Genomic DNA, 26,604 nt, shown 5'->3' with positions numbered 1-26,604 from the left:
TCGGCAATGCCGTAGCGGTTCCGGACCAGGGGTGTATCGGGTTCATAGCGCGCAAACCACAGGCGGTTGTCACCGAAAGGACGCAGTACCGGCAGGAAGACCTGTTTGCCAACCGACCAGGCGTGTTCGATCAGGGCGTGGGCGTCGACTTCACCATCGGCTGACAGGTAGGCGGCGATGCGCTGGCTGTTACGGAACAGGCGGTGCTGCGTCAGTCGCTGGCACAGCTGGCGCGAACGCTGCAGGCGTTCGGCCGGGTCGAGGGCGCAGCGTTGGCGGCGCAGCTGGTTACGCTGGTCGGAACGGTCGGGCATGGTATCCGGGTAATAAAAGGCACCTTCCGCGAATACCGTGGCGGCTATTGCCCTTGAACCAGAGGTTCAGGTGGGGATGAGTGTTGAACCTAAGGCTTTCCACCGTGGTGGACATGCTCACTGGTCCAACAAACCGATCCCCGGGGACAATTATTAGGCTCAAGGAGATCTTAACAGCTCACGTATACCGCAGAAGGTGCGGATTTCCAGTATAGCGCAAATGCCGATGCGATGGACAAGGCGTCAGAGTTCGAGCTGTTTACCCTGGTTGAGTGCAACATCGATTTTGTCCTGCAGGGCGCGGATGCGTTTGCTGACGTCGAACTGGTAGTCATCCTTGCTGTTGCGGTGTTCCAGCAGTTCGTGCGCCATGTTCAGGGCCGCCATGACGGCGATCCGGTCGGCACCGACAACTTTGCCTGTGTCACGGATTTCCTTCATTTTTTCGCTCAGGTACTCGGCCGAGGCAAACAGTGCCTCGCGCTCGTTATCCGCGCAGGCGACAAGGTATTCCTTGCCGAGGATCTGGATGCGCATGGGGCTGGATTTGCTCATGCGCCCTGTTCCATGGCCTTCAGGCGGTTAATCATGGCTTCCACGCGGGTGCGGGCCATTTCACTTTTTTCGATCAGGCTGGCGCGCTCGCTGACCATGGACTCCTGCTGGTTGCGCAGCGAGCGGTTTTCCTCCTTGAGGCGGGTGATGGTGTCGACCAGTTCCTCGAGCCGTACTTCCAGCTTGCGGAGTTCCTGTTCGGTGACGGATTGCGGGCTTGTCTGAGTCATGCGCACACTATAGAGAAGGGTCAAAAATGCGTCAATGTCGGCGCTGTGCAATAATCGGGCAATGCCAGAAAATCAAGGTGTTGAGTATTACGACGTGCAGGATGTGCTGGACCTCGCCAGCCCCGGCGCGGATCCTGCGGACAGTCACGGATTGCTGTGCGGGCTGATCTGCGCAGCGGGTTTTGCCGATCCCCAGCGCTGGTTGCCCGAGGTTTTCGACGACTTCGACCCCGCGAATACTGCCCAGGCGAAGGCTTACCAGTGTCTGCAGGAGGTTTATGAGCACACACTGGCCGGCCTGCACAGCGAGGATCTGGATTTCGAGCTGTTGCTGCCGGACGACGATGCACCGCTGGCCGAACGCACCGCGTCGCTGGGGGCCTGGTGCAGTGGCTTCCTGTGCGGGCTGGGGCTGGGGGGGATGCCGGAGCGGGACAGGTTGTCGGAAGAACTCGCCGAACTGCTCGACGATGTGGCGCAGATTGCGAAAGTCGACTTCGATCTCGAAACTCCCGATGAAGATGAAAACACGGCGTTTGAAGAAGTCGTTGAATACCTGCGTATCGGCGTCCTGTTTATCCACGATGAATTGCAACCGGCCGCCGCGCCGCAACAGATCCAGTAACGCTCATGGAACAGAAAGAATTCGCCCGCCGCCGCAAGCAACTGATGCGTATGATGGGGCCGGACAGCATCGCTATCCTGCCCACCAACCCGGAACAGTCGCGTAACCGCGACGTGGATTTCCCGTTCCGCCCGGACAGTGATTTCTACTATCTGACCGGTTTTGCCGAACCCGAAGCTGTGGCCGTGCTGTTGCCGGGACGCAAACACGGCGAGTACCTGCTGTTCTGTCGCGACCGCGACCCGAAAATGGAAATCTGGCACGGTCGGCGTGCCGGCCCGGAAGGCGCTGTCGAACGCTTTGGCGCCGATGATGCTTTCCCCATTGGCGATATCGATGACATCCTGCCCGGACTGCTGGAACACCGCGACCGTGTGTTCTACACCATGGGCACCGCACCCGAATTCGACAAGCGCGTTATCGGCTGGGTGAACCGGTTGCGCAGCCAGTCGCGTGCCGGCAAGCACACCCCGGAAGAGTTTGTGTCGCTGGAACATTTTGTCCACGACATGCGCCTGTATAAAAGTCGCGCCGAGATCCGGACCATGCGCCAGGCGGCCAATATTTCCGCGCGTGCGCACAAGCGCGCCATGCAGGTCTGCGAGCCGGGCATGATGGAATATGAGCTGGAAGCCGAATTTCTCTACGCGTTCCGCAAGGCGGGCGGTGAGCCAGCCTACCCGTCGATTGTCGGTGGTGGCGGGAACGCCTGTATCCTGCACTACACGGAAAACAATGCGCCGCTCAACCAGGGCGATATGGTGTTGATCGATGCTGGCGTGGAACACGATTACTACGCGTCCGATATTACCCGCTGCTTTCCGGTCAGTGGCCGCTTCAGCAAGCCGCAACGCGCGATCTATGAGCTGGTGCTGGATGCGCAACTGGCGGCAATCGAGGAAGTCTATCCCGGCAACGACTGGAACGCCCCGCACAAGGCCGCCGTAAAAATACTGACACGCGGGCTGGTTAAACTCGGTTTATTAAAGGGCCGCCCGGCTGCGTTGATCAGGGAGGAGGCCTACCGGCGTTTCTACATGCACCGCACCGGGCACTGGCTGGGTATGGATGTACACGATGTCGGCGACTACAAGGTCGGCGAGGCGTGGCGGGAACTGGAGCCGGGTATGGTGTTGACCGTGGAGCCGGGGCTGTATATTCCCGCCCACAGCAAGGGTGTGGCGCGCAAGTGGTGGAACATTGGTGTTCGCATCGAGGACGACGTGCTGGTAACCCGTGACGGTTACGACGTATTGAGCAAGGCCACTCCCAAGACAGTTGATGAAATTGAACGTTTAATGGCCTGAGCAGGGCAGGGCGTATGAACGAAGACATGCATTGTGTAGATGTTCTTGTGATTGGCGGTGGCCTGGTTGGCGCCAGCCTGGCGCTGGCGCTGGGTCGTGCAGGAATGGATGTGGCGATTGTTGAAGCGCATCCCTTGCGTATCAATGAGCAGCCCAACTACGACGAGCGCAGTATTGCGCTGGCGCAGGGCTCGCAGCGTATTTTCTCCGGCATGGGCCTGTGGGATTCCTTGCAGGACGCTGTATGCCCTATCCATACCATTCATGTATCCGACCGTGGCCATTTCGGGTTTACCCGCCTCAAACGTGAACAGGAAGGTGTGGATGCACTGGGTTATGTGGCCAGTGCGCGCCTGCTCGGCAACGCATTGCTACGCGAGCTTGAACATACCGATGTCCGCCTGTTGGCACCTGCGCAACTGGAAACCTTTCGTGTCGATGCGCAACAGGTACACGCCACGCTTGACCTTGGTGGCAAGCCGGTCGAGTACCGGGCGCGGCTACTGGTGGCCGCCGATGGGGTGCAGTCGCAGGTGCGTGACCGGCTGGGCATAGAAACGCATCAGTGGGACTACGGGCAGACAGCCGTGGTTGCCAACGTGACGCCGGACCAGCCGCATAACAATGTGGCCTACGAACGTTTTACCGATACCGGACCCATGGCGCTGTTACCCCTCAATGCGGCATCCAGTACGCCGGGTACAATGGATGCCGGCCTGCACCGGCATGACGTAGGTGGTGAGGAATGCAGTGATATGTGCTCGCTGGTCTGGACGCTGCGTACCGACCAGGTGGACGACGTCATGGCGCTCGATGATGCAGCATTCCTGTCACGTTTACAGGATCGCTTCGGTTACCGCCTGGGGCGCTTTAAGAAAGTCGGTACACGCCAGGCCTACCCGCTTCAGTTGTTGCGCGCCAGACAGTCCACGGCACAACGGCTGGCATTGATCGGCAACGCCGTGCATACCCTGCACCCGATCGCCGGCCAGGGATTCAACCTCGGGCTCAGGGATGTCGCCGCGCTGGCAGAAGTGGTTATCGATGCGCAACGCAATGGCGATGACCCGGGTGGCGATGCTGTGTTGCAGCGCTACGCCAAATGGCGGCAGGCCGACCAGCGCCGTGTCGTGGCATTTACGGATGGCATGGTGCGGCTGTTCGGGCAGACATTGCCGCCACTGGTCGGTTTGCGTAATGCCGGTATGCTGGCGCTGGATCTGTGCCCGCCGGCCAGGCGATGGTTCGGGCGGCTGACCATGGGGCGCGCCGGTCGCCTGCCACGACTTGCACGAGGACTGGCGTTGTAGTGATGACGGACCCGCAAAGCGATTTTGAGGTAGTGATCAGCGGCGCCGGCCTGGTGGGTCTGGCGCTGGCTGCCGCACTCGGCCGGCAAGGCTTCAGTGTGGCGATTCTGGAAGCCCGCGAACCGCTACGCGACTGGCCGGCGGACAGTATCGACCTGCGTGTCTATGCCATTTCACGCGCCTCGCAGCGGTTGTTCGAGTCGCTTGGCGCCTGGCCGGCCATAGAACCGTTGGCACAGGCTTATCGTGACATGCAGGTATGGGATGCCGGCAGCGATGGCGAGATTCATTTTGACAGTGCCGAACTCGGAGAACCGGATCTTGGCCACATTATCGAATCACGGGTGATCGAGCGCGCACTGACGGACGTCGTTGAAAAGCTGGATGCTGTCACCCGCATGTGTCCGGCCCGCCTGCGGCGATTTGAAAATATCGGCGACCGTCAGCGCATTGAGCTGGAAGACGGCAGGGTTGTCACGGCGAAGTTGCTGGTGGGTGCCGATGGCAAGTCATCACGGGTGCGTGACCAGGCGAGGATCCATGTCCAGCTGTCCGACTATGGCCAGCAGGCACTGGTGGCTGTTGTCTCCACCGAAAAGCCCCACAGGGAAACCGCATGGCAGCGCTTTTTGCCCGGTGGACCACTGGCTTTCCTGCCGTTGCACGACGGGCGCTGCTCGATTGTCTGGTCGTCGACGACAGAGCGGGCAAAAGCCCTGCTGGAGATGGACGAGGAAAGCTTTTGCCTGGCGCTTGGCAAGGCTTTTGAATACCGGCTGGGTAACATTACCGCTTGTGGTGAGCGGGTGCTGTTCCCCCTGCAGGGACAGTCCGCGGCCAGTTATGTGCAACCCAGGCTGGCGCTGGTGGGGGATGCCGCGCACGTGGTGCACCCACTCGCCGGTCAGGGGGTGAACCTTGGGCTGAAAGATGTGCAGGCGCTGGTCGATGCCTTGCGTGCAGCCCGTGAACAGGGGCGCGATCCCGGTGCTTTTTCCGTGCTGCGCCGTTATGAGCGCGCGCGGCGTGGCGACAATACGCTGACCCTGGCAGCCATGGGCGGCTTCAAGCAGTTATTCGGCAGCACGCTGGCGCCGGTGCGTTTCGCGCGTGGTTTTGGTTTGAAATTGTTTGACCGCATGACACCGGTCAAGACGCAGATCATGCGTTCCGCAATGGGGTTGTGATGACGCGTTGTCGTCGCACGGGCCGCCAGGACACCCCGGGTTACATGACGGGAAACAGTACCTCGCCGTTACCCTGCCTGCTCTTGAGATAATTTAGTTTCCCCTGCCAGACCGAAACCGGCTCGGGTATGCCCAGTAGATAGCCCTGGGCAAAATCCAGGTCCATTTCCACCAGTTTTTCCAGCTGGCCGGTGGTTTCCACATATTCCACGACAGTTTCCAGCTCCAGTTCACGGGCCATCTGGCGGGTGATGCGAATGATTTGTTCGCTGGCTTTGCTGGTGGTAAGGCTTCGCACCAGTGAACCGTCTATCTTCAGGTATTTAATGCCGCCACGCAATGCAAGTTCAATGACGGTTTGCAGGGAGGAATATCCGGTGCCGAAGTCATCAATCGCAAAGTTGAAGCCGTGCTTGCTGTGCAGGTCAAACACCAGCTCGACGCTGTTTAGCAGGATCTGTTCGGTAAGCTCGATGACGACTTCAAACTGTTGCAGCGGCCCGTTCATGGCGTCGATCAGGGCATTGACGTAGCTATCATCTTCCAGCGAGCCGGCGGAAGCGTTGATAAACAGCCGGCGGGTTATCCCGGCAAGTCCTTCTTTTTGTTTCAGGATGGCGTCCAGGATGAGATGGTCGAATTCAACGATAAGGCCCATGTTTACGATGTCGTCAATAAACAGGCCGGCACTGATGTATTCATCCTTCTGGCGAAACCGGCCGAGTATCTCAAAGGCATGAATGTGCTGGTGTTCGTCCAGTGTAACCAGCGGCTGGATAAAGATATCCACGGACCTGCTCGAGAGCATGTTTTGCAGGTCGAGGGACTTGTGGTACTGCTTGCGCATCCAGGCGAGCATGGCTTCGGCCTGTTCAGGCGTGTTTTCTACCGTGTTGTTCTTTTCCGGCGCATGCACGCTGAGGTAGTGGATCAGGTGGTGCATGTTCCCGGTGGTCAGTTCACGCAGATCGGTCAGGCTGATGCCGTGGTTCTGAAGGTTGATTTCAACCGGCAGCTTCGCGGTTTTTGCTTGCTTGGTAGTGTGTTGGTCGATACGTTCGAGTAGCTGCTGAACCTGATCGATTTCCGCCCTGTAGGTCATGATATAAAAGTCACCGGCAATACCTTGTGTATAGATCATCCACGACTGGTGCTTGTCGAATTCTTCTTTAAGGATGCCCTCAATAATATGCAGTGCGCGATCACCGGTTTCATTGCCGTAAAGTTTATTGAGTTTGCGCATGCCGCGAAGATTGACGACGCAAAAGAATTTATTGCCCGGCAGGTACAGGGATGCCTGGACAAAGCTGAAAAAGCGCTGGATCCGGTTGGTCTGGCTTTCGAAATAGAGCATGCCAAGCATGTTGAGCATCAGGGCAACTTTCTGCTGGATCTCCTGGTAGGCGAGATAGGCCTGTTCGTAGCGGCTGGTGGACAGCATGGCGTAGAGAATACTGGCGTGCTGGAAGATGAGGCGGTGTTGTTCCTGGATCAGGTCGCAGATTTTCAGGTCAAGGCAAATGAGCAGGCTTTCGGGGTAGAGTAACGCATGGGCAAAGCGGCTCTCGTGGGCGGGAACAAGCGGGAAGCGTTCCAGGTCATGTTGTATGGCATGATTTATTTCTTCCAGCCATTCCAGGTAGTAACGAACAAGAACTTTTTCCCGTATGGCGGCTTCGGGTAGCGGGTGTAACTTTTCTGTTTCCAGTAACAGGTAATGATGTGCTGTGTCCTGCTTGGCCCATTCGAACCAGTGGTTTATCGTATTGAAGTGCGGGATCGGGTCGTCGAGGTCATCGGCCACCAGCCTGATGATTTCTTCCTTGATGTGATTGAAACAGCCCATGAGAAGTGCGAAAGGAATATGGTTCCGGTGATAGCTCTGCGCGAGGGTTATGGCCGCCCCCTTGTTGCGTTCATCCTCCTGCAGAAATGTCTGCAGGAAGTGGCGGAAGGCTTCAAGAATCCGTGTTTCCGTTTCCCCGCTCAACAGTGTATCGAGGGCGCCGTAATGTTCATGGAAGGCGTGCAGGCTTTTTATGAGTTGTTCGATCTGTTCTGTATTCAGGTGTATGGGCTTGCTCATTTCGTGGCGGACTCCCTGGAAAGTTTTTCCACGCCGGTTTCTGATTGATTATAGATGCTTTTCTTTGAAGGGCAATTTGGGTACCGTTGTGTTTTCAGGGGTTTTCAGCTGGCGGCAATGGAATTCATATGAAACTCACCGAAATCAATATTTACCCGGTCAAATCCACGCGCCGTATTACGCTTGACGAAAGTGAGGTGTTGCCACGCGGCCTGCCGTGGGACAGACGCTGGATGCTGGTCGATGCACAGGGGAAGTTCATCACGGCCCGGCAGCACCCAACGCTGGCCGTGGTGGATACATGTGTGGATGATACCAGCCTGCATGTCAGTGTCGCTGGACGTGCGGAACTGGTGTTGCCGCTACAGCCTGTTCCACAGCGCCTTGCCGAAGTCACTATCTGGCGCAATCAATGTGAAGCGGTGCCGGTCGGGTCCGAAGCCGATGCCTGGTTTTCCGAATACCTTGGTATCGAGTGCCACCTCGTGCAGATGACCGACGAGCTGGTGCGTGGTGTGGATCCGGATTACGGACAGCCAGGAGATGAAGTCAGTTTTGCCGATGGATTCCCGATGTTGCTGATTAGCGAAGCCTCACTGAATGATCTCAATTCACGTCTTGAACAGCCTGTCTGCATGCGTCGTTTCCGTCCCAACCTGGTGGTGGATGGCGATCTGCCCTACGCGGAAGATAACTGGCGCAGGCTGCGTATTGGTGAAGTTGAGTTTGAAGGCGTGAAGAACTGTTCGCGCTGTATCTTTACCACGATCGATCCGGACACCGGTATTAAAAATCCCTCGACTGAACCCCTGCGAACCCTGGGGCAGTATCGCAAGCGGCCGGAAGGTGGCGTGTATTTTGGTCAGAATCTGATACCGCGCAGTGGCGGGGTGGTGCATGTCGGTGATGTGGTGGAGCTTGTTTCCGGTTAGTGTGCAGGTTGCGCACCTTCACAATCGCAGCGTCTGTTTTCTCGCCGGGACAGTTCCCGCCGGGTAGCGCCATTGCCTGGTGCTACCCGGTTATCGGGTGAGTTATGCAGCTTTTTTGCGAGTCATGCCGGCCAGGCCCAGCAGGCCCGAACCAAACAGCCAGACGGCGCCAGGCAGGGGTACCGGGCTGCTGCCGAGAGCGCCGGGGTTGTTCACCATGGATATATCTATTCCATACTGCCCCAGGTGATGTGCCTTGCCAAAGAAACTGACGAAATAATTGCCTGGCTCGGCATCAAACATGAAATAGCCGGGTTCGGTCAAATAGCCCAGTGAGCGGGTTGCCGTGGTGATGTTGAGTCCGGCGCGAACGAGGGGTTTCGGGAACTCAAAGTCGGTCAGCGTAGCCAGGTAGGTGCCCCCCGTCTCTATCTGAAATGCGCGGGAATAAAAATTCCTGCGCGAAAAGATGCTGACGTCACTGAATACCGACGCCCCGGTTGATGGTACATTGAATATCTCGTCTTCCTCGCCAGGGCTGGCATGTCGTTCATGATCTGTTCCGTGCGGGACGGGCGAGGCCATGGCGGCAGTGCCATTACAGGCAAGAAGTGCAAGTGCCAGTGAAAATGCGACGTTGAGTTTTTTTGCGGTCATTTTTTGTTTCCTCCGGTCAGATAGAATTTCAGCTTTAATGATCACGCGGGATCAGGTTCGGTATAGCGTTGTTGCTTGTATTTCGTGTAAAGGTATTCGCGTAAACGCGGGATCAGTTCCCTGTCTTCGATGGGTCCATTCACCAGGTTTTCCAGCTGCGTTTTCAGGTAATTCGGGAACGTGCTGTGCATCGCCAGGAGTTCAATATCAATGCGGTCGATGTACTGGTCGTTTCCTGTGCCTTCATTGATGATCTGCTCGAGACGCTCCGCGTCGAAGTCAAAGTAGCGGGTCACTTCGTTGCCGTGTTCGAGGAATACGGGGAGTAACTGGCTGCCGCTTGCATTGTCATCGCTCAAGGGGCTGAGTTTTGACAGCATCCCGCGGATGCCGAAACGAATAATGTCCGAGTCACTGACTTTCAGGCGTTGTGCGATGCGTTTGATCTTCTGAATGTCGCTGCTTGTCAGTCGAACAGACACGCACTGTTTCTGGTTTTCCATGTCGTTTCCTTCTGGTTTTGTTTCTGTTTCGTGTGGAACGGGTCGTCGGTTTGTGTGCGTATCATGATGTCCCGGCATTTCAACTGGATGACGTTCAGGTGTAGATTCAGTGTCATTTTTATGATGTCTGGATGACAGGATGAGGCCAGGCATAAATCAAGAGAGGCTCTGATTGATTCGAAATCGTCATCCCGGCGCAGGCCGGGATCCAGGCGGTTTGATCAAGCTTTCTGGATTCCCGCCTGCGCGGGAATGACGGGATTTAAGGCTTGACTTAGTGCCATTCAATCAGAGAGTCCTGAGGCTGCGCGTTTTCAGCTGTAAAGCGATGAGTTGGGATAGCGCATGCGAATGAAAACAATTGTCTAACTGTCATGTAAGCGTCATGTTGCCTGTGCACAATCGGCCACCGTGAAAATTTCAATCGAAACGGCCAGAAAAATGCGACCATTGTTGGGTGTTTTGCTGCTGCTGCTGGCAGGAGGGGTTCTGGTTAATCCCTGCCTGGCTGAGCAGGGCGGCGATATGTCAGGTGATAAGGAAGCGGTGACACGCTTTGATATCTGGGAGTTCGGCGTCGAAGGCAATACGCTTCTGGATACACGACTGGTCGAGCGAACGGTTTACCCGTTTCTTGGTGAGAAGCGCACCCTTGATGATATCGAGAACGCCAGGAAAGCGCTGGAGCAGTTTTACAGGGATGCTGGCTATCCAACTGTCATTGTTAATATTCCTGAGCAGGAGGTCAGGGAAGGGGTGGTCAGGCTGCAGGTTGTGGAAGGCGTGGTTTCACGCCTGAGGGTATCCGGTTCCCGCTACTTTTCGCTGGAGCAGTTGCGCAAGGAGGTGCCGTCGCTGGCGCCCGGGCAGGTGCCTCACCTGCCTGAGCTCCAGGCGCAGATACGCAAAGTCAACGCGGTCACGCCGGACAGGCGTGTTACGCCGGTATTTCGACCGGGTCGAACACCCGGTACGGTTGAGGTCGATCTCAGGGTCAAGGATGAACTTCCCTTGCATGCAGAGGTCGAGCTGACGGGAAGAAACTCGCGGGATACCACGCGCTCACGGCTCAGTACCACGTTGCGCTATGCCAACCTGTTCCAGAAGGCGCACAGCGCCTCGCTCATGCTTATGACGGCGCCGGAGGATACCGATGATGTCAAGGTGGCGTCCCTGACCTACGTGATGCCCGCCGGAGCCGGCAGCGATGTGTTTGCCGGTTATGCCGTCGTAACCCGCAGTGACGTTGCGACAGCAGGCGACATCACCGTGCTGGGCGATGGCAACATTGTCGGGGCACGATATATCCGCCCGCTGGCCGGGAGCAGCAGTTTTTTTCACAGCGCCACCCTCGGCATCGACTATAAGGATTTCAGGGAGAGTATTCGCCCGTTTGGCGCCGATCGACTCAATACCCCCATCGACTATATCAGCTTTACCGCGTCATACCGTGCAACACGGCTGCGCAAGTCCGGGAGAAGTATTGTGGGCGCCGGCGTCAACTTCGGCGCACGTGGTCTGGGCAATGACGAGGAAGAGTTCGATAACAAACGTTTCAATGCCCGGCCCAACTTTATCTATGCGACCGTATTCGCGGAACACGATCAGAGACTCCCGGTGGGGGGTGTTTTGCATGGCGAACTCAACGCACAGATTGCGGATTCGCCATTGATCAGTAATGAACAGTTCAGTGCAGGCGGGGCCGAGACTGTGCGCGGCTATTTCGAGTCCCAGGTGCTGGGCGATGATGGTGTTCGCGGTACGCTTGAATGGCAGAGTTCGTCGCTGGCCAGGCATATTTCCGGTTACCTGCGCAGACTGGAAATCTATGCGTTTTTCGATGCTGCAAAAATCCGCATCCAGGATGCCTTACCCGGCCAGCCGAACCAGGCTACGTTGGCGGGTGCCGGTACGGGACTGCGTATGGAAGGTCCGGGCGGATTCGATGCGGATCTGACGCTGGCCTGGCCGCTCAAGGACAACGGGACTGTCGAGCAGGGCGATTTTCGATCCCACTTCCGCCTGAGATACCGGTTCTGAAGGATCACGTCCCGTCTCTGCAGCTTCTGATTTCAGCATCTGTCACCAAACCTTAAATCTACGGTCACGCCGGCTTCACAAAGCACGCATAGGATGCGCCGCGTGCATGGTGATCAAGTGGAGGGGTTAAGTGTCTACGGACTCATCATGCTGCGGGGAAGGGTGGGGTTATGTGTGGTTTCGACAGGCCCCGGTAATTCTTTAACAGGTTTTCTGAAAAAACTTCAGGCACAGAAACAGGAGAAATCAAAAATGTCCATGACACTCAAGACTACAGCCGCCGCTGTGGCAATGCTGGTTGCCAGCAGTGCTAATGCAGTCATCCTCAGCGACGCTACGCAGACTGGTGATGGTGAGCTGTTTATCAATATCGTTCTTAACACTGCTACACCGGCCACGATCATTCTTGATACCAATGTCAATACCAAGGATCTTGTCAGTGGAGCGGTGACCAGCTGGACGTCCAATGCAGCGCAGACAGCCGCTGTACAGAGTCTGTTTGCATCGCCGGGCACCACGATCAATGACTTTGTTTTCGATGGCGGTGCCCGCCAGGATAACAATGCAGTGCTTGACGAGTTTGGTCTTTTTATTACCAATACTGATCCATCGACATTGCCACCTATCCTTAACCAGATCAACACCTTTTCCGGTTACATGACGCGTATGCGGGATTGGCTCAACAGTGTCAACCAGGTATCGGATATTACTGTCGATGGTGTGTTGAACCCGGTTAACTCAGGTCAGGGTGACTGGACTGACCCGTTCCAGGGCTGGAGTGGAAATGGTGACACCATCAACTGGTTGACTACAACAGATACCGTAGTAACAGACAGTCTGCCACTGTACCGCTACTTCTATCAGCCGGACGGTTCCAATGTTTCCGAGCTCTACGGTTTTATCGATATCGATACCAGCACGGGTGTTGTTTCATACAACGCCGTGTCCGCGGTGCCGGTGCCGGCCGCTGTGTGGCTGTTCGGTTCCGGCCTGATGGGTCTGGTGGGTGTGGCCCGTCGCCGTAATACCTGATGCCTGCGCCGGCGGGGCGGGCTGTGCCTGCTCCGCCGTACCAGGTCATAGTATTTTTACTGTTTGACTGATTGAGGAAATATACCATGCGTATGATTAAACTGAATGCTACTGCGGCTGGTGTCGCGCTGGCGCTTTCCGGTGTTGCCAATGCGGCCCTGCCGGTTCAGACCGAAGTGTTCATGTCCGGCGCCAGTGCGCCGTCCAACATGCTGCGCGAAAACATTGTGCAGTACGCCTGTGACCAGGCCTCTCCCATTAACGTGTATGTGGATTTCGCTGACCAGCTGCCGGGAAACGGTGATACCACACTGTCTGAGCCGATTGTTGAACACCGGAGCTTCTGGGTGGTTCAGTGTACGGCAAACAGCACGATGGGTTCTGCGGCGGGCAATACCATTGCCTTCTATAAATCTGACGTGGGCGGATCGGGTAATGGCGCCACGCCGGTACTTAACCGCGTTGCGCTGGAATTCATGGACGCCAACCCGGCGAACTGCGGTAACACGCCTGTCGTGACAAACCAGGCGGCCGGAAACGGCGCCAGCTATGACCTCTATGTGTGTGCCCAGGATGACCTGGTACAGCAGATTCCGGACATGGGCGCCGCGGATATCGAGGCCAGCAAGTTTGTTGGACCGCTGGCCCCGGCATCCGGTGATTTCATCAACGATGGAACGGTTGACGAAAAAGTTGGTCCTGGTCTGATCTTTGGTCCTATCGTTACACTCAGCCTGCGTAATGAACTGCAGACTGATCAGATTAACGCAGGCCTGTTGCCCGCGACCTGTGTGGCGGGTGACGAAACCGAGGCCTGTATGCCTTCGCTGCCGTCCTCTGTGGTGCGCGGCATCACGGCGGGCAAGTACAATAACTGGTCCGACATTTCCGTGTATGGCCAGACACTGAATGTGCCGACGGCATTCACCGATCCCAAGGCGGATAATGTTCACCTGTGCCGTCGTGTGAAGGGTTCCGGTACGCACGCCGAGTACATGATCCACTACCACCGGACAAACTGCTATGTTGATGCGCAGTCGATCCTGACGCAGCCGGGTAACGGTGCCGGGTTCTTCGGTGCCGGGCCACTGGTTTACGAGAACTCCAGTTCCGGTACGCTGGGCAGTTGCCTGGATGCGCTGGATACGGGTGCAGGTCTGACATCCTCCAAGATTACGCCTGATATTGCCGCGGGTGTACAGTCATTCGGTTTCGGTTACCAGTCTACCGAGAAGAACATCGCCCTGGCCAAGAACTTCCGTTACGTCAAGGTGGATGGTGTTGCGCCGACCCTGGAGAACGCAGTCAAGGGTGACTACCGCCAGGTGTACTACATGGGCTTCCAGAACCGTAACAGTGGTTATGACACGGGTCCGCTGCGCGCCAGTATCGATGCCACCAAGACACAGGCCATTCGGGACATCTTCGCCAATGCGACCAATATCAATGCAACCATTGTCGATGGTCTGAATGCCGGCTTCGTGCATAGCTGGGGTGCTGCCGGCTTCCTGGTTCCCGATGCCACGGCAGCGTCGGTCTTCACGGCTGGCGACCCGCGTACGCCCTGGACGCGCGAGAATGCAGCAGGGAGCGCAGACAGCTGTCAGCCGCTGTTCAAGAAACTGTAGGACAACACTTCAGATGCGGTAGTGCAATGCTGCCGACCGGTTGTCAGGCGGGCCTGCGAATGCAGGTCCGCCTGCACCACTTTACGAGATTTGTTTTTTCCTGTCGGCATGCACGTTGCGTGGCGACAGGAAAACGCAGTTGCTGGTTGCGACAAGGCGCATACGAAACGATGAAAAAATACAATCTGACAAACAGAAACATGCTTCGGCGAAGCGTGACGCAGCCGGATCAGGTATCCGGAATCAATACCACACGGCGCCTGTTCCACCTGCTTGCCGGCATGGCCCTGTCCGGCACCCTGTTCATCACCGCCCAGGCCAGGGCGGAGTTGCCGGTTGCAACCCAGCCGGGCGACATCAATTACCGCTGGGACGGCGCCAATGCGCCGGTGCTGGACGGCAACCAGTTGCGTATCGACCAGACTGCACAGAACGCCTTGTTGCACTGGCGCAGCTTCAATATTGATCCGGGCAGTTCGGTTCGCTTCAACCAACCGTCGTCCTCGGCCGTTGCGCTCAACCGCATTTTCCAGAATGACCCCAGCCGCATCTTCGGTAGCCTGGAAGCCAACGGGCAGGTGTTCCTGATCAACCAGAACGGGTTTATGTTCGGGCCCGGCGCCGATGTCGATGTCAATTCGCTGATTGCCTCCAGCCTGGATATCGACGAACGTATCTTTGAGGATGTCGGCCTCATTGGCGCCATCGACCAGGAAGGCAATTTGCCGGCGTTTGAGGGCAGCGGTGAGTTGGGCGCCATTGAAATTGCCGAGGGCGCCAGTTTGCGGAGCCACGAGGGTGGCCGCATTATGATCCTGGCGCCAGACATCGAGAACCGGGGCACGATTGAAACGCCCGGTGGCCAGACCGTGCTTGCCGCCAGTCAGGACCGTGTGTACCTGGCGGCATCTTCCGACCCGGACCTGCGTGGCTTGCTGGTGGAAGTGGAAACCGGCGGCGATGTCCGTAACCTGGGCGAGATTATTGCTGAACGCGGCAACATTTCCCTGCTGGGTCTGGCGGTGAATCAACAGGGGCTGGTGCGCGCGACAACCAGTGCAACACTGAACGGCTCAATCCGCCTCGCCGCCCGGGACAGTGTTATCTTCACCGGCTCGACCAATGTTATACCCGAAGCAACCCGCAGCGGAACGCTGACGGTGGGTGGGCGTGTCGAAGTGTTGCTGGACGAGGCCAGCGCGGGCGAGCTGGCGCCCGACAGCCAGTTACAGCCGGACTCCCGTATCGAGCTGAGTGGCAAACAGGTTGTGATTGAATCCGCTGCGCGTATTACCGCGCCCTCGGCCGAGGTACAGATTCAGGCGGTGACTGACCCGCGCACCGTGAGGTCGATCAGCCGGCTGGCGGACGAGGATGTGTCGTTGCGCATCGAGGGCGGTGCTGTCATCGATGTCAGTGGTACGGACGACACGGTATTGTCGGTTGCCAGCAATGTCATCGAGGTGGAAGCGCGGGGCAGTGAACTGGCGGATTCGCCGCTCCAGCGGGAAGGCGTGCTGCGCGGCGAGACGCTGCGTGTCGATGTGCGCAAGGGTTCTCCCCTGCTGGATATCAGCGCAGCGGTCAACAACATCCGGCGCAGCGCGAATGAAAGGTTGTCCACCGGCGGCAGCATAAGCTTGCAGTCGGATGGTGACCTGCTGGCCGGAGCGGGCAGCGTGATCGATATCCGTGGCGGCAAGGTCACCTTCACAGGCGACCAGGTGTCGACCACCCGGCTGGTGACAGATGACCTGCAGATCGTTGACATCAGTGAGGCCGAACCCGGCCGCCGTTACCGGGGCCTGGTGGGCGATGTTGAAGTGCGCCACGATAAATGGGGTATTGTCGAAAGTTTCACAAGCGGGGCGTTTTCCCGCTACGAATCCGGTTACGTCGAGGGCCGTGATGCCGGCACACTGACGGTCAACAGTCCGCGCCTGGCGTTCGCCAGTGAGATCCGGGCCGGTTCGGTCGCCGGCCGCTGGCAGCGTCAACCTGCCCGGGCGCTGACAGGTACCGAGCGTCGTCCGTTCGATCAGCGGCCATTCGGTGGCCGTGCCGATATATTGTTGCGCACCAGTGAAACAGGATTCCTGCCATCGATGGCTGTGGCGCCGGACGCGGATCTCATCCCGGTGCCGGAACCGGGTAACGTCATTGATCCCCTGTTGCCGGTAACACTGTCCGCCGCCATGCTGAATCGAAGCGGGCTTGGCCATATCAGGCTCGAATCCCCGGGTGAACTGCGCATCGACACGGGCGGCATGCTGGAACTGGCGCCGGATACCGTACTGGAGATGGATGCCGGCCGGATTGCCTTCAACGACAGTGTGCGTCTGCCGGGCGGGCGGATTCATGCAACCGCTGCCACAACCTCCAGCGTGCTGGCGGACGATGTCGCGATTGACGTGGCGCCCGGGGTATCGCTCGATGTGAGTGGCATCTGGACAAATGACAACCCCTTGTTCTCCGGCCCGGAGGCGGCGGCGCCGGTGGTGGTGGATGGCGGTGCAATCGCGCTGGATGCCGGTGGCAGCCTGCGACTGGCCGCTGGCAGCCGGTTAAATGCCGACGCCGGCGCCTGGCTGGAGGCGGATGGAACGCTGCACGGTGGTGAAGGTGGATCGGTTTCCCTGTCGGCGGTCACGGATGGCACCCTGCCCGCGGAACTCAAACTGGATGGAACAACAAGCGCGCTGGGCTTCACAGCAAACGGCGACTTCAGCCTGACGGCGGATGGCTTTACCTTTGATGGTGACAGTATTGCGCCCGGTGTGTCATTGCCGCTGGAGGGTTTCGGTCGTTACCGGTTTACCGCGAAACGCGACGGTGTGGTGGTCACGCCCGGCACCCGCCTGGTTCTGCGCCAGCGTAACCTGCAACCCGGACCGGACGCCTTCGATCAGCGCAGTGGCGCGGCACTGCCGGTGGAGACGTTACTGCGCCCCGTCTATGAACGCCGCCCGGTCGACCTGACACTTGAATCCCGACGTTCCAATGTTTCCCTGCGCGAACCACTGATTGATATCGGTACCGGGGCGGTCATCGATGGCGACCCGGGCGCGCGTATCGAACTGCGCAGCGATACCTCGCTGAAGGTGGATGGCCGGCTCACGGCGAACGCGGGTGACATTACCCTGGCCATCGAACCCAATGGCATCGATGGTTACCTGGCCGATCAGAAAATCTGGCTGGGCGACAACGCGCGGCTGGATGTGTCCGGCCGCTATATCGCCCGGCCCGATGACCTGGGACGGCGGGTCGGACAGGTGCTGGATGCGGGAACGGTGCGTCTTGAAGCAAACCGCGGCAGTCTCGTGACCCGGCCCGGCTCAGTGATCGATGTTCACGGTGTGTCCGCCACGCTGGACTTGCCGGTTGCCTCGCGGTCCCCGCTGGACTTGCGTTTCGAACCGGTCGAGGTTGCCGGGCGCGCGGGTCGTGTGGAGATGCTGACGGCCGAGTCGGCCCTGTTGCAGGGTGCGTTTGACGCCCGGGTTGCCGCGCCCGAAGCAGAAGGGGGATCGTTCTCGTTCCAGCTCGACCCCGGCCGTCGTGGTCAGCCCTCGTTGCTCGATGAGTTGGCCTTCCCGGCGGAACAACGTTTCCCGCACACGATGCGCACCCTGCGGCTGGTCGATTATGAAGGCGTGTTGCCGGATGCCGATGCGCCACTGGCAGCGGCAGACAATGGCGTGGCGTATGTACCGGCGGCGCGATTACTGGAGAGCGGTTTCAGCAGCCTTGCACTGAGCAGTCGCCCGGACCGGCTTGGCGGTCTGTTGCAGACGCCGGAATCGCTCGCGGCGATCAGCCTGGACCGCGACCTGGACCTTGTTGCCGGACGTGCGCTGGTACTGGATGCGCCACTGTTCACGAACAGCGGTGCGGCGGTGAGCCTGTCTGCGCCCTACGTGGCCATAGGCAGCACCTTCAACACCTTCATGGACGGTGCCGTTGCGCAAAGTGAAGTCAACCGCGGCAGCAGCCAGCCGATCAGTATTGCGCCGGCCGCGGGTGAAGGACAGCTTGCCGTCACGGCCGACCTGGTCGATATCAGTGGTTACAGCACCTGGCAGGGGTTTGGCGGCGAAGGCCGGGACGGGCTGGACGTCTCCAGTCGGGGTGATATCCGCCTGCGCGGCCAGCTGATGCTGACCAACGGTGTCGATACCGAGTTGACCGGCGCACTGCGTACAGCCGCGGATGTCAGGCTGTCTGCACAGCAGATTTACCCCACCACCCTGACGCGTTTCGATATCCGCGTAGAAGATACCGATGCCGGGCGCATTCGCATTGATGCCATGCCGGGTGTTGCAGGACAGGCGTTATCCGCCGGTGGTCGTCTGACACTCGATGCACCGGTCATCGAGCAGGCCGGTGTGCTGCGTGCGCCGTTCGGCGAACTGCAGCTTGATGCGGCGCAACGCATTGATGTATTGCCTGGCAGTCTGACGTCCATAACAGGAAAGGGCCTGCAGGTGCCGTTTGGGCAGTTACAGTTCCAGACCGACCTCACGTTCTTCCTGGGTGAGGCTACCGACTTGCCGGATGCGCCGCCCCAACGCCGGATCCGGCTGACAGCGCCGGCTGTCGCGCTTGCGGACGGGGCGCAGCTGGACCTCAGTGGCGGGGGTGAGGCGCGCGCCTGGGAGTTCGTTCCGGGCCCCGGCGGCTCGAAGGATATTCTGCTGGCCGATCTTGACCCGGGCGCGGCGGTGGAGGCCAACCCGTCATTCGCCATCCTTCCGCAACTGGGCAGTGCGTTCGCCCCCTGGGATCCGCTGGCGTCACCGCAGGCCGAAGCCATACAGGATATTCGTGTCGGCGATAGCCTGTACCTGGAAGCGGGTGCGGGTATAGAAGAAGGCCAGTACGCCATCCTGCCGGCACGCTATGCCTTGTTCGGCGGTTACCTGTTGACGCCGGTTGCCGGCAGCCAGGACCTGCTGCCCGGCAGTGCCGCACGCCGCGCGGACGGTGCTCCTGTGCTTGCCGGTCGCCGCGGGGTGGCGGGCACCGGGCTGATCGAAAGCCGCTGGCAAGGCTATGCCATCGAGGATGGCAGCCAGGTCAGGCTGCGTGCGGAGTATGTGGAAAAGGATCTTGATACGTTGTTTGCAGATGCCGCAACGCGTTCCGGTGATGCCGGCCGATTGAGTATCGAGGCCAGTCAGTCGTTGAACCTTGGCGCCACACTGTTACCGAACCTGGCCGGCGGGCGCGGCGCCCAGGTGGACATCAGCGCGGCATCATTGCGTGTCGTGCAACAGCGGCAGAATAGCGGTATCGAACTGACCGCCGATGAACTGTCCGGGCTGGGTGCGGAAAGCCTGTTGCTGGGCGGCTTCCGTAAGGACATCGGTGATACGGTTCAGGTTACCGCGACAGCACAGCAACTGCTTGTCGAGGACGGTGTCGATCTGGCCCTGCCGGAACTGATACTGGTTGCTGCTGACCTGCGCCTGGGTGAAGGCGGACAGACAACACTGCGCACCAGCGGAACGCTGTTGCCTGCCGGCGCAGACCTGGATATCCGCGGTGATGCGGCCGTCGTGGCCGTCAGCAGTCGGCGCGGTCTTCAGGCGCGCCGCAGCCAGGTGCCGGCGTCACCCGCGGCGACACTGACGATTGCCGAAGGCACGCGCCTGCTCGCGGATGACGGTGCGCTGATCCTGGATTCCACCACCGGCCTGACGCTGGACGGCGACCTCTCTGTACGCAACGGTTCCCTGCAACTGGGTGCCGGGTCCGTCAGTCTCGGCGAAACCGAAGGTCTCGGCCTGACCGGGCTGGTACTGGATAACGCCACGCTGGCAGGTTTGCAGGGCACCGATCTGACACTGCGCAGCAGCGGGCAGATCGATCTGTACGGTACGCTCGAAGACGACACGGGTGCGCCGCTACGTTTCGGTTCAATCAACCTGGATGCGGCCGGGCTGGTTGGCAACGCGCTGCGGGGCCGGTCAGCCGTGCTGAGCGGCAAGCAGGTTGAACTGTCCAACTTCTCGAATCGTACTGCCACCACAGCCGGGAACGCCGGCGGCGACTTCCGGTTGCAGGCCGATGCGCTGATCCTCGATGGTTTGGTGGAAGGACCGGGCTTTGCGCTCGGCGGCTTCACGGGTAACCGTATCCAGGCAGGTAACGGTGTACGCATACAGGGTGGCGGCCGGTTGCGTACTGATGCTGACCTGGTCATTGATACGCCGTTGCTGACCGCTGCGAGCGGTTCGCAGGGTGGCCTGGACGTGGCTGGCAGCCTGACCCTGGAAGGCGCGCAGCCAGGCAACAGGACGCAGCGAAGCGAAGCCGGTCTTGCCGCGCGGCTGAACATGAATGCCGATGCCATCACGGTGGCTACGGCCATTGATCTGCCGTCGGGCAGCGTGTCGCTGACTGCTGCCGGGATGGAGGGTATTACCCTGCTGACGGGGGCGGAGATTGATGTATCCGGGCGTGATGAGCGTTTCGATACCGCCCTGCCGGGGACGCCCGGTGGTGACATACGCCTGTTGGCAAACGAAGGGGATGTGCGTCTGCAAGGCGGGCGGCTGGATGTCTCCGCCGCCGCAGCGGGTGGTGCCGGCGGGCGTCTGCAGGTTGAAGCGGGCAAGGGTGATATTTATTTCGGTGCGGTAAGCCTGGAAGGCCGTGGCGCGGCCGGCGAAGAGGGGGCGGCGTACCGTTTCGATGCACTTGCGATGCGCAGTTCCGACGGCACGGGGGAAGGTACCCTCACGCCGCTGCTGGCGGCATTGACGGAAGGTGACTTCAGCGCGGAGCAGCAGATTCGTGTTCGCGAGGGTGACCTGGTTCTGGCCCGGAACGACAAACTGGTTGCGCGTCATGTTGCCTTGTCGGCAGACCAGGGCAACCTGGTGATCGCGGGCGACATTGACGCCAGCGGTGCCGGCGGCGGACACATCGAACTGGCGGCGGGCGATACATTGACACTGTCGGGCGTTATCGATGCCAGCACGACGCTGGCAGACGCTGAGGCGGGGCGTATCGAACTGGTTGCGCTGGATGCCGACGCCGATGGACAGTCGGGGCTGGACGCCGGACCCGGGGCGCGGCTGGAGCTGGGAGGGGGCGGCATCCTGCAGCTTTATGTGCCTGCCGGCGCGGACGGCGCCTTGACCGGGCTGCAGGCGTTCGGGGCCGAGGTCAACGGGGCGGCGAGGCGCGAAGTGGTGGGCGTGCGTGTGCTGAACAACCCGGGCCAGAACGCAGCGACGGGTAACAGCGTGCTGACACGGGCTGCGCTGACAGATGAATTTGCGGCACTGGATGTGTTCCAGCAGGCCGCGCAGGACAGCGCGCCGGCAGGGTTCCGGGTACGTCCGGCGCTGGATGTGCGCGCGGACGGCGAACTGCGCCTGGGCGAAGACATCGATCTGCTCGATATCCGTTTTGGTGATGATGCCTTGCCCGGGATACTGATGCTGCGCGCCGGCGGCGACCTGGTGCTCGACGGCAGTCTGAGCGATGGGGTGGAAGATACCGTTTCTCCGCTGTTCGGGACGCCCGAGACCCGCATCAGCGGTGGGGACAGCTGGGCGTACTTGTTGAGCAGTGGCGCTGACACGGCGGCTGCGTCACTGCGCGCCACGGCGGCTAATGCCGATGTGCTGCTCAACAGCGGCAGCCGTGTGCGCAGTGGCACGGGCCGCATCCAGGTGGTGTCGGGCGGCGATGTCCGGCTTGGCGAGCGTGCGGCGATTTATACCGTGGGGCGTGACGCCGGCGCCGGGGCATTCGGGGACGTCGTGTTTCCGCAGCTCAATAACCTGGACGGCAACGGCATACTGTATACCCTGACCGGCAGCGTACAGTTCGGTCAGGCCGGTGGTGATGTACAGGTTTCGGCGCGCGCGGATATCAGCGGGGCCGGTGTCGCCGGACTCAACCAGCTCTGGCAACCCAAGGTCGGCGGCGACTATAACAATGTCCTTCCCGGCATTGGCGAGTTGCCGGTGATCCGCGGTGTCAGCGTGAATGATTTTTCCGACGGCATTGGCGTACTCGGTGGAGGACGCATGCAGCTGACGGCCGGGCGTGACGTGCGTGATCTCAGCCTGGTGATGCCGGGTTCACTGCGGCCCGTTGAAAATCTCGGCGTGGTTTCCTCGGCTTCAGCCACCCGTATCGAGCAGCGTGCCGATACACAGGTCGAGCTGTCCGGCGGCAGTCTTCTCCAGCTGCGCGCGGGCCGTGATCTCAGGGATTTCTACCTGCAGGCCGACCAGGGGCGGGTGCGTGTCAGTGCCGGTCGCGATATCAGCGCCAGTGAAACAGGCAGTGCCTTGCTGGGTGTCGGTGATGCAGACGTTTCGCTGGTGGCGGGAAATCGACTGTTCATCCAGAACAGTTTCGACCCGGGCCTGATCGAACAGTCACAGGCACAGTTTGCCCTGGTTCGGCAGTTGATCCCCAACGTGCGCGGCGTCGATACCCTGTTCCTGACGCAGTCAGACAATGCGCGCCTGTCACTGACCGCGCTGGCGGATGACGCTGTTTACGCGGCATCGACGCAGGCGGTGGTCGACAGGTTGCGACCGAACGCATTGAACAGTGGGGAGACGGCAGGCCTGCTGTCCCGCAACATCGTGCCTGCACGCCTGGCGTTGCAGTCGATCGAAGGCGATGTGCGTGTCGATGGACAAAGGCTTACCGTGTTGCCGGCGGCCGATGGCCGTATTCGTATGCTGGCGGGTAACGATATTGTGTTGCGGGACAGTATTGCGCTGGTGCAGGCGGATGCCGACCCCGGGCTGTTGCCGGATGCGCGATTCCCCGTGGTACTCGGCAGTGACCGGCTACTCGATATGCTGAACAGCACCAGTCCACAGTTCCATGCCCTGTCGCCGGTGTATGAAGACAGCACGCAGTCCAACCAGCTGGTTGCCCGCAGCGGTGATATCCGCCGTTCCGGGGATGAAAGCCAGAAATCCAGCCTGGTGTTTTCCAACCAGACACGCCTGGTTGCCGGTCGCGATATTCTCGGCCAGAACGTGAGTATCCAGCACGCCAGTGCGCAGCAGGTATCCTACATTTACGCGGGGCGTGATATACGCCAGGCGACCTTGCGTGACCCGACCTCGGGTGCATTGACACCGAATGACCGGCGCAGTTTTACCATTGCCGGACCGGGTCATCTTCACCTCCAGGCCGGTCGCAGCATTGACCTGGGCGCGACAGCGGGTATCGAGAGTATCGGCGATAATGCCAATACCGTACTTCCCGATGAAGGCGCCTCGATCAGCATACTGGCCGGGTACCGTGGCGAGCCGGATTACGCGGCGTTCATGGCGCGTTATATCGATGCGGATGATACCTATATCCCGCTGCTGCAGGATTTCCTGCTGTCGATCGGCGTGCCGGCGGAAACCGGGGCCGATGCACGTATTGCCCTGTCGACGCTGGATCCCCTGCAGCGAAATCGCTTTCTCTACAAGGTGCTGTTCGGCGAACTGAAAGCCTCGGGCCTGGAAGCGACGGGAGCCGATGGCGGCGATTATTCGCGCGGGTTTGAAGCCATCGGGATCCTGTTCCCCGACCCTGACCCGCAGGGACGCCTGGACCTCAAACTGAGCAAGATCTTCACGCTGGATGGCGGCGACATCGATTTACTGGTGCCGGGCGGTCTGATTGACGGCGGTGCAACCAGTACCACGGCGCTCACCAAAAACCCCGATGAACTGGGTGTCGTGACAGGCCGGGCAGGCGACATCAATGCCTTTGTCGACGGCGATTTCCTGGTTAACCAGTCACGCGTGTTTGCCCTCGAGGGCGATCTGCTGATGTGGTCGTCCAATGGCGACATCGATGCGGGCCGCGGCGCCAAGACGGCACTGGCTTCACCGCCGCCGGTGACGCGCATCGATCCGCAAACCGGTCAGACGGTCGTGGAATTCCCGCCGAACATTTCCGGCAGTGGTCTGCTTGGCGTCAATGGCTTCCTGTTTGCGCCGCGTGGCGCCATCAATGCCGGCGACGCGGGAATACAGGCGACCGGCAATCTCACGCTGGGCGCCGTGGAAGTCATTGGCGCGGACAACATTAATGTTGGCGGTATCGCCGTCGGTGTACCGGTTGCCAATGCAGGTGGACTCGCGGCAGGCCTTACCGGTGTGAGTAACGTTGCCAGCAGTGCCACCAAGCAGGCCGAAACCAGCACCGCCAGCCTGGCCAGTGTGGAACAGGGGGTTGCCGACGAGGAACTTGGCCTGCTGACGGTCGAGATACTCGGTTTTGGTGAATAGAGGCGACTGGAATAACGCCGGTCATTCATTTGTCCGTATTGGTCATACTGTCGTCATCTTGAGATAAGAAAATAACGGCTTCATTGGAGTGGGTCGTGACATGAAAAAACTGTGTAACCTGGCTTTCCTGGTATGTCTTTTTGTGCCCATGCTGGCACAGGCCTGGTGGAATACCGACTGGGCCTATCGCAAGGCGATCAGCGTCGATACTTCACCGGCTGGCGCCAGTCTGGCAATGGAAGTAGACGATGTGCCTGTGCTGGTTCGCCTGCACAGCGGTAACTTCGGTTACTTCCTGGACATGGCCGAGGATGCGCGCGACCTGCGTTTTATCGCGGAAGACGATCAAACGCCGCTGAAGTTTCACATAGAAAAATTCGATCCCGTGAATGAAATGGCGCTCATCTGGGTGAAGCTTCCAAAGCTGCTGCCCGGCTCCGACGCCAACCGCTTCTGGATGTATTACGGGAATGCCGCTGCGGTAAAGGCGGAAGACCCGGCGGGCAGCTACGATGCCGGTCAGGTGCTGGTCTACCATTTCGACAAGGATGCGGCGACACCGGTCGACAGCACGGGCTACGCCAATCAGCCGACTGACTGGACTGGCGAAATCATTGCGGATGCGCTGATCGGCGGGGGGGCGCGTTTCAATGGAACCGCGCAGTTGCGTATTGCCGATCATCCTTCCCTGCAGATCGACCCGCTCAAGGGCTGGACGGCCGGGTTCTGGTTCAGGGTGGATAGCTTGCCAGCCGAGCCGCAATCCATCCTCACGCGCAGCAGCGATGCAGGTTCTCTCGCGCTGGAGCTGACGTCCTCCGGCGTGGTTGCGCGGCTGACGGTGGGTGACCGGTCTGACCAGACGCGTCCCGCCAATTTTGTGCCAGGCAGTTGGCATCATGCTGCGCTGGTGGTGGCAGGCAATGTCCTGCAACTGTTCCTGGACGGTGTTCCCGTACAGCATCTGGCGGTCGAAACAGCGTTGCCGGGAGGCGATATTCTGCTGGGTCAGGCGATGCAATCCATGACAGGCTTTAGCGGTGATATGGATGAGCTGGAAATTTCCGCTGTCGCCCGCAGTGAAGCCTGGCTGGCCGCGCTGGTACAGTCGCAGTCCCCCGGCACCCGCATGATTGCGTATGGCGAGGACGCCGACCAGGGCGGCGACGCTGGTGAAGAATCCTACTTCATGACCACGTTGCACAATGTCACCGTGGACGGCTGGGTGGTTATCGTGGTGCTGGCTGTGATGGCGGCAATCAGCTGGGTCGTGATGGTGAACAAGGGCCTCGTGATAAATCGTGTGCGCAAGGATAACCGTGCGTTCGACAATCACTTTGCACAACTCAGTGCGGGTCATATTGAAGACCTGGACAGCGAACCGGGCGAAGACGACAGGGCGCTGGAAGAGTCGCCACTGATGACGGCGCTGGCTGGCAGGCACGATCATTTCCAGAGCTCCACGCTGTACCGGATCTATCATGCCGGCGTTCAGGAAATTCATCATCGAATGGCGAAGAGCGTAGGTGCGCAGGCAGCCGTCACCACCCTGTCTCCACAGGCGATCGGTGCAATCAAGGCGACGATGGACGGCGTCATGACCCGCGAGTTACAGAAACTCAATAGTCAGATGGTGCTGTTGACCATCGCTATCTCCGGTGGCCCTTTCCTCGGTCTGCTCGGTACCGTGGTGGGTGTGATGATTACTTTTGCGGCAATTGCAGCGTCCGGGGACGTTAATGTGAATTCCATCGCACCGGGTATTGCTGCCGCACTGGTTGCAACCGTCGCCGGCCTGGCCGTCGCCATTCCTGCCCTGTTTGGTTACAACTACATCGGTTCACGCATCAAGGAAATTCAGTCTGACATGCGGGTATTTTCCGATGAGTTTATCGCCAAGGTTGCGGAAGAATACAGCTGAGGTTAT

General features: G+C 59.6%; 16 protein-coding genes and 1 other RNA gene. 10 read left to right on the top strand and 7 right to left on the bottom strand.

Going from position 1 to position 26,604, the window contains the following annotated elements:
* The 4 genes from ACW81B_RS00165 to ACW81B_RS00150 all read right to left on the bottom strand — a co-directional run.
* Positions 1 to 314 (bottom strand): 5-formyltetrahydrofolate cyclo-ligase (locus ACW81B_RS00165; protein ID WP_491578163.1); only part of this gene is annotated, 314 nt, incomplete at its 3' end.
* A 19-nt stretch (positions 315 to 333) separates the two neighbouring features.
* A non-coding RNA gene (ssrS, locus tag ACW81B_RS00160) (6S RNA) lies at positions 334 to 513 on the bottom strand.
* A gap of 44 nt (positions 514 to 557) precedes the next feature.
* Positions 558 to 869, bottom strand: a complete 312-nt coding sequence (locus ACW81B_RS00155; RefSeq protein WP_491578162.1) for a cell division protein ZapA — start codon at positions 867 to 869, stop codon at positions 558 to 560.
* A complete protein-coding gene (locus tag ACW81B_RS00150; protein WP_491578161.1) occupies positions 866 to 1,099 on the bottom strand; it encodes a TIGR02449 family protein in 234 nt (77 codons plus the stop codon). The genes ACW81B_RS00155 and ACW81B_RS00150 overlap by 4 nt, the downstream gene beginning before the upstream one ends.
* 61 nt (positions 1,100 to 1,160) lie before the next feature.
* On the opposite strand from ACW81B_RS00150, the gene ACW81B_RS00145 reads away from it, so the two are divergent.
* From ACW81B_RS00145 to ACW81B_RS00130, 4 genes are read left to right on the top strand one after another with little or no spacing between them, the layout of a single operon-like run.
* Positions 1,161 to 1,724 (top strand): UPF0149 family protein, encoded by a 564-nt coding sequence (locus ACW81B_RS00145; protein WP_491578160.1) that lies wholly within the window; start codon positions 1,161 to 1,163, stop codon positions 1,722 to 1,724.
* Between the two features lie 5 nt (positions 1,725 to 1,729).
* Positions 1,730 to 3,031, top strand: coding sequence for a Xaa-Pro aminopeptidase (gene pepP, locus ACW81B_RS00140; RefSeq protein ID WP_491578159.1), 1,302 nt, complete (start codon positions 1,730 to 1,732; stop codon positions 3,029 to 3,031).
* A gap of 14 nt (positions 3,032 to 3,045) precedes the next feature.
* On the top strand, positions 3,046 to 4,341 hold the full coding sequence (ubiH, locus tag ACW81B_RS00135; protein ID WP_491578158.1) for a 2-octaprenyl-6-methoxyphenyl hydroxylase: 1,296 nt from the start codon (positions 3,046 to 3,048) through the stop codon (positions 4,339 to 4,341).
* A 2-nt stretch (positions 4,342 to 4,343) separates the two neighbouring features.
* Positions 4,344 to 5,528 carry a UbiH/UbiF/VisC/COQ6 family ubiquinone biosynthesis hydroxylase gene (locus ACW81B_RS00130; RefSeq protein WP_491578157.1) on the top strand — a complete coding sequence of 395 codons (1,185 nt, stop codon included), beginning with the start codon at positions 4,344 to 4,346 and terminating at the stop codon, positions 5,526 to 5,528.
* 40 nt (positions 5,529 to 5,568) lie between these two features.
* Here ACW81B_RS00130 and ACW81B_RS00125 read toward each other — a convergent pair whose 3' ends face one another.
* The gene (locus tag ACW81B_RS00125) at positions 5,569 to 7,614 is read right to left on the bottom strand and encodes an EAL domain-containing protein (protein WP_491578156.1); all 2,046 of its coding nucleotides are present in this window, start codon (positions 7,612 to 7,614) and stop codon (positions 5,569 to 5,571) included.
* Between the two features lie 128 nt (positions 7,615 to 7,742).
* Between ACW81B_RS00125 and ACW81B_RS00120 the strand changes: the two genes are divergently transcribed.
* Positions 7,743 to 8,546: an MOSC domain-containing protein gene (locus tag ACW81B_RS00120; protein ID WP_491578155.1), complete on the top strand. Its 804-nt coding sequence runs from the start codon at positions 7,743 to 7,745 to the stop codon at positions 8,544 to 8,546.
* Positions 8,547 to 8,648: 102 nt separating this feature from the next.
* Here ACW81B_RS00120 and ACW81B_RS00115 read toward each other — a convergent pair whose 3' ends face one another.
* Both ACW81B_RS00115 and ACW81B_RS00110 read right to left on the bottom strand, forming a co-directional pair.
* The gene (locus tag ACW81B_RS00115) at positions 8,649 to 9,203 is read right to left on the bottom strand and encodes a hypothetical protein (RefSeq protein WP_491578154.1); all 555 of its coding nucleotides are present in this window, start codon (positions 9,201 to 9,203) and stop codon (positions 8,649 to 8,651) included.
* 41 nt (positions 9,204 to 9,244) lie between these two features.
* On the bottom strand, positions 9,245 to 9,706 hold the full coding sequence (locus ACW81B_RS00110) for a ribbon-helix-helix domain-containing protein (protein WP_491578153.1): 462 nt from the start codon (positions 9,704 to 9,706) through the stop codon (positions 9,245 to 9,247).
* A 525-nt stretch (positions 9,707 to 10,231) separates the two neighbouring features.
* Between ACW81B_RS00110 and ACW81B_RS00105 the strand changes: the two genes are divergently transcribed.
* The 5 genes from ACW81B_RS00105 to ACW81B_RS00085 all read left to right on the top strand — a co-directional run bounded on the left by ACW81B_RS00105 (position 10,232) and on the right by ACW81B_RS00085 (position 26,598).
* On the top strand, positions 10,232 to 11,746 hold the full coding sequence (locus ACW81B_RS00105) for a ShlB/FhaC/HecB family hemolysin secretion/activation protein (protein ID WP_491578152.1): 1,515 nt from the start codon (positions 10,232 to 10,234) through the stop codon (positions 11,744 to 11,746).
* A gap of 252 nt (positions 11,747 to 11,998) precedes the next feature.
* Positions 11,999 to 12,778, top strand: coding sequence for a VPLPA-CTERM sorting domain-containing protein (locus tag ACW81B_RS00100; RefSeq protein WP_491578151.1), 780 nt, complete (start codon positions 11,999 to 12,001; stop codon positions 12,776 to 12,778).
* An 86-nt stretch (positions 12,779 to 12,864) separates the two neighbouring features.
* The gene (locus ACW81B_RS00095; RefSeq protein WP_491578150.1) at positions 12,865 to 14,406 is read left to right on the top strand and encodes a hypothetical protein; all 1,542 of its coding nucleotides are present in this window, start codon (positions 12,865 to 12,867) and stop codon (positions 14,404 to 14,406) included.
* A 215-nt stretch (positions 14,407 to 14,621) separates the two neighbouring features.
* Complete coding sequence (locus tag ACW81B_RS00090; RefSeq protein WP_491578149.1) at positions 14,622 to 24,677, top strand: two-partner secretion domain-containing protein; 10,056 nt, start codon at positions 14,622 to 14,624, stop codon at positions 24,675 to 24,677.
* A gap of 100 nt (positions 24,678 to 24,777) precedes the next feature.
* On the top strand, positions 24,778 to 26,598 hold the full coding sequence (locus ACW81B_RS00085; RefSeq protein WP_491578148.1) for a DUF2341 domain-containing protein: 1,821 nt from the start codon (positions 24,778 to 24,780) through the stop codon (positions 26,596 to 26,598).
* The last annotated feature ends 6 nt before the right edge of the window (positions 26,599 to 26,604 follow it).

This window comes from Thiogranum sp., assembly GCF_058323355.1.
The sequence above is the reverse complement of the archived record's forward strand: the minus strand, read 5'-3'. Positions and strand labels throughout refer to the sequence as shown.